Origin of the sequence: Erwinia sp. OLFS4 (genome assembly GCF_002752165.1) — a bacterium.
GTDB lineage: Bacteria > Pseudomonadota > Gammaproteobacteria > Enterobacterales > Enterobacteriaceae > Izhakiella.
In genome coordinates this window covers 1-4,904 of record NZ_MOMB01000084.1, presented here as the reverse complement: position 1 = coordinate 4,904, position 4,904 = coordinate 1, and the positions used below count along the sequence as shown (strand labels likewise).

The window sequence follows — 4,904 nt, the reverse complement described above, 5'->3', positions numbered from 1 at the left end:
AGCATCTGACGGGCAAAATTTTCACCCAACGCATTGAACGTAATAACCTGACGCTCCGCACCCGCATTAAACGGTTGGCTCGTAAAACAATCTGCTTTTCGCGCTCAGTTGAGATCCACGAAAAAGTCATTGGAGCGTTTATCGAGAAACACATGTTCTACTAATTGGAGGCATCACCAAAGATGACTACTGCCATCAACGCCATTTTTATCACAAATTTTTAACGTGAATCTCTCCTCTTGCATCAATTGTGATCAGCAATATTGTTTTGCGTTTTTTTGGTGCGCAATATGAGGTCATCCTTCAAAAGGTAGCTCATCAATGATGAATAATGTCAGGAAATTCAGCTTACTGCGATGTTGGCATAGGCTTTGCAGTGTCGTGAATGGTACATGCCACAGACAGGAAAAGTGCACCGCAGTGCACCCCGATAACAATATAATTCTGCCACACAGGATGCTTATGAAAAAAATCACGCTTACCACTCTGATAACGGCCGCCACGCTTTTTTTAGTTGTTAATCAGGCATATGCAGGCCAGACATTGGACGCGATCAAGAAAAAAGGCTTTATCCAGTGCGGCATCAGCGACGGTCTGCCGGGTTTTTCTTACGCCGATGCAAATGGCAAGTTTACCGGTATTGATGTCGACGTTTGTCGTGCCGCCGCCGCTGCGGTGTTTGGCGATGACACCAAAGTGAAGTATACGCCGCTAACCGCCAAAGAGCGCTTTACCGCACTGCAATCGGGCGAAGTGGATATCCTGTCACGCAACACGACCTGGACGTCGTCACGTGATGGTGGCATGGGCTTTCTGTTTGCTGGCGTAAACTACTACGATGGCATCGGCTTTCTGACCCATAAAAAAGCCGGGCTGAAAAGCGCCAAAGAACTCGACGGTGCAACAGTCTGTATCCAGGCTGGTACAGATACCGAACTGAACGTGGCCGATTACTTCAAAGCCAACAAAATGCAGTACACGCCGGTCACATTTGACCGTTCTGATGAATCAGCGAAAGCACTCGATACCGGGCGTTGCGATACGCTGGCCTCAGATCAATCACAACTTTATGCTCTGCGCATCAAGCTTGGTAAACCCGATGATTTCATCGTGTTACCAGAGGTGATCTCCAAAGAACCACTGGGCCCGGTGGTTCGTCGTGGCGATGATGACTGGTTCACCATCGTCAAATGGTCATTGTTTGCGATGTTAAATGCCGAAGAAATGGGCATAACCTCTAAAAATGTCGATCAGCTGGCAGCAAAACCGACGACACCCGATATGGCACATTTACTGGGCAGTGAGGGTGATTTCGGTAAAGATTTAAAACTCAGTAATAAATGGGCATATAACATCATTAAACAAGTCGGTAACTACCAGGAAAGCTTCGAGCGTAACGTGGGTAAAGGCAGTCCATTAGGCATCGCACGTGGACAAAATGCCCTGTGGAACAAAGGTGGAATTCAGTACGCGCCACCCGTTCGTTAATTCCTTACAGGTCCTTCAGGAGCGCTAAGCGCGCTCCTGATTACTCTCTGCAACCGAGGTTTTAACATGTCACAACACCCAACCGACAAAAGGGATTTTTCTTTTAGAAATCCTGTCGTGCGAGCCTGGGTATTTCAGGTTATAGCCATCATAAGTGTTGTCGTGGCGCTGGCATATCTCATCCATAATACGATTATTAATCTTGATAATCGTGGTATCACTTCCGGCTTTGGCTTTTTACAGCGCAGCGCCGGTTTTGGCATTGTTCAGCATTTAATTGATTACAGTGAAGGAGATACTTACGCACGTGTTTTCCTGGTCGGCCTGACGAATACGCTACTGGTATCAGCGCTGTGCATCATATTTGCCTCTATCCTTGGCTTTATTGTTGGCCTGTCACGCCTTTCAGACAACTGGTTACTGCGGAAACTATCGACGGTTTACATTGAAATTTTTCGTAATATTCCACCCTTGTTACAGATATTCTTTTGGTATTTTGCCGTATTGCGCAATCTCCCAGGCCCACGCCAGGCACTGAGCGCCTTTGAGCTGGCTTTTATCAGTAACCGCGGATTGTACATACCCTGGCCTGAATATACTGCGGGAACGCTCCCTTTTCTTATTGCCCTCGTCGTTGCACTGGCAAGCGCAGTCGGACTGTTTCGCTATAACCGGGGTCGTCAGCTGAAAACTGGCCGTTTACACCGTAGCTGGCCCTGGATACTAGCGATGTTTATCATCTTTCCGGCAATCGCTCATCTGCTATCGGGTGCCGCCACTCACTGGGATATTCCGACATTGCGTGGTTTTAACTTTCGCGGTGGTTTTGCCCTGATACCTGAGCTGGCCGCCCTGACTATCGCGCTGTCGGTCTATACTTCGACTTTCATTGCCGAGGTGATTCGCTCCGGCATTCAGTCAGTTCCACATGGTCAAAGTGAAGCCGCACGTTCTCTGGGCCTGCCAAATCCGGTCACACTGCGTCAGGTTATCATTCCGCAGGCGATGCGCGTGATTATTCCACCGCTAACCAGTCAGTATCTGAACATTGTTAAAAACTCTTCACTTGCAGCCGCTATCGGCTATCCGGACATGGTGTCACTGTTTGCCGGTACAGTATTAAACCAAACCGGGCAAGCTATTGAAACTATAGCGATTACAATGGCAGTTTATCTGGTTATCAGCCTGAGCATTTCGCTTCTGATGAATATCTATAACCGCAAAATCGCCCTGATCGAGCGTTAAGAGGGACAGAACCGATGTCAATTTTTACCAATGAAACGTCGTCTGCTGCCCCCTTTAAGCGCTTGCTTTACTGGGTACGCAATAATCTGTTCTCCAGCTGGGGGAACACCCTGCTGACGCTAATCTGCCTGTGGCTGATTGGAACAGTGGTTCCACCGGCACTTAACTGGCTAATTTTTCAGGCTAACTGGGTAGGTGAAACCCGCGCTGACTGCACCAAAGCCGGGGCCTGCTGGGTTTTTATTCATCAGCGCTTTGGGCAGTTCATGTATGGACTTTATCCACATCCGCTGCGCTGGCGAGTTAATCTGGCGTTGCTCATCGGCTTAATCAGCATCTTACCCATGTTTATCAAAGCAATACCTCAGCGCGGACGCTATATTGCCTGCTGGGCGCTGCTCTATCCCATCGCCGTCTGGCTGCTGCTGTATGGTGGCTTCTTCGGTCTTGAACGGGTTGAAACCCGTCAGTGGGGTGGCCTGACGCTGACGCTGATTATCGCCGCAGTTGGCATTGCCGGTGCGCTACCACTCGGCATCTTGTTAGCGCTGGCACGCCGATCGCATATGCCGGTGGTACGCACACTGTCGACAATTTTTATTGAGTTCTGGCGCGGTGTCCCCCTGATTACCGTACTGTTTATGTCCTCAGTCATGCTGCCGCTGTTTATGTCAGAAGGCACCAGTATCGACAAGCTTATTCGCGCACTGGTCGGCGTGGTCATGTTTCAGTCAGCCTACGTTGCTGAAGTTGTCCGCGGTGGATTGCAGGCCCTGCCTAAAGGGCAATATGAAGCAGCTAGATCACTGGCCTTAAGCTACTGGAAAACCCAGCTACTGGTGATTTTGCCGCAGGCGTTGAAACTGACCATTCCCGGGCTGGTGAATACCATTATCGCACTGTTCAAAGACACCAGTCTGGTGATCATTATCGGATTGTTCGACCTGTTTAGCAGCGTGCAGCAAGCAACGGTAGATCCTGCCTGGCTTGGCATGTCGACGGAAGGCTATGTGTTTGCTGCAGTGGTTTACTGGACTTTTTGTTTCAGCATGTCGCGCTACAGCCAGTATCTGGAAAGGCGCTTTCACACCGGGCGTAAATCGCACTGAGGTATTCTATGACGCAACTGACTCCCCCATCTTTTGATGCGATGATCACACTCGAAAACGTGAATAAATGGTACGGACAATTTCACGTACTGAAAGATATCAATCTTTCGGTAAGAGCCCAGGAGCGTATTGTGCTCTGCGGTCCTTCAGGCTCAGGTAAATCAACCACTATCCGCTGTATTAATCATCTCGAAGAACATCAGCAGGGACGTATTGTGGTTGATGGCATTCCGCTCAATAACGACCTGCGTAATATTGAAAAAATACGCACTGAAGTAGGCATGGTCTTTCAACATTTTAATCTGTTCCCACATTTGACCGTACTGCAAAATTGCACGCTGGCCCCTATCTGGGTGCGCAAAAATACAAAAAAAGAGGCTGAAGAACTGGCCATGCATTATCTTCAGCGTGTACGGATCGCTGAACACGCCCATAAATTTCCCGGTCAGCTATCGGGCGGACAGCAGCAGCGTGTCGCCATTGCCCGTTCGTTATGTATGAAACCAAAGATTATGTTATTTGATGAACCGACTTCAGCCCTGGACCCTGAAATGGTAAAAGAAGTTCTGGATACCATGATTGGCCTTGCAGATGATGGGATGACCATGGTTTGCGTCACCCATGAAATGGGTTTTGCCCGTACCGTGGCCGACCGGGTCATATTTATGGATCGGGGCGAGATAGTAGAACAGGCGGCGCCTGATGAGTTTTTTGCGCACCCTAAATCTGATCGGACGCGCTCATTTCTGGCCCAGGTTATCCATTAACACCGTCCGGAAAAACCGGGCGTACCGGCGCCTGCTTTTTCGAACCGGTTCCTGGTTTATGTCCGTTTATTCCGCAGGGTTACCCTTGCCAGCCCTGCGACATCGCCAATTAATTTACCCCAACAAAAAAGCCCCATGCTTGCGCACGGGGCTTGTTCGTTTTATTTAATGCCTGGCAGTTCCCTACTCTCGCATGGGGAGACCCCACACTACCATCGGCGCTACGGCGTTTCACTTCTGAGTTCGGCATGGGGTCAGGTGGGACCACCGCGCTAAAGCCGCCAGGCAAATTCTT

Annotated in this window: 5 protein-coding genes and 1 rRNA gene; 5 read left to right on the top strand and 1 reads right to left on the bottom strand. The window is 49.4% G+C overall.

Annotated elements, in window-relative coordinates; translation table 11 throughout:
* From BL249_RS18460 to BL249_RS18440, 5 genes are all read left to right on the top strand, one after another.
* On the top strand, nucleotides 1–164 hold a 164-nt coding region (locus tag BL249_RS18460; protein ID WP_241898819.1), incomplete at its 5' end, for an IS1 family transposase.
* Between the two features lie 298 nt (nucleotides 165–462).
* Nucleotides 463–1,488 carry an amino acid ABC transporter substrate-binding protein gene (locus tag BL249_RS18455; RefSeq protein ID WP_099707609.1) on the top strand — a complete coding sequence of 342 codons (1,026 nt, stop codon included), beginning with the start codon at nucleotides 463–465 and terminating at the stop codon, nucleotides 1,486–1,488.
* A 66-nt stretch (nucleotides 1,489–1,554) separates the two neighbouring features.
* The gene (locus BL249_RS18450; RefSeq protein ID WP_099707608.1) at nucleotides 1,555–2,733 is read left to right on the top strand and encodes an amino acid ABC transporter permease; all 1,179 of its coding nucleotides are present in this window, start codon (nucleotides 1,555–1,557) and stop codon (nucleotides 2,731–2,733) included.
* Nucleotides 2,734–2,747: 14 nt separating this feature from the next.
* Nucleotides 2,748–3,842: an amino acid ABC transporter permease gene (locus BL249_RS18445; protein WP_099707607.1), complete on the top strand. Its 1,095-nt coding sequence runs from the start codon at nucleotides 2,748–2,750 to the stop codon at nucleotides 3,840–3,842.
* 8 nt (nucleotides 3,843–3,850) lie between these two features.
* A complete protein-coding gene (locus BL249_RS18440; protein WP_099707606.1) occupies nucleotides 3,851–4,609 on the top strand; it encodes an amino acid ABC transporter ATP-binding protein in 759 nt (252 codons plus the stop codon).
* Between the two features lie 170 nt (nucleotides 4,610–4,779).
* Here the strand turns inward: BL249_RS18440 and rrf are convergent.
* Nucleotides 4,780–4,895: ribosomal RNA gene (rrf, locus tag BL249_RS18435) — 5S ribosomal RNA — on the bottom strand.
* Nucleotides 4,896–4,904: the final 9 nt, after the last annotated feature.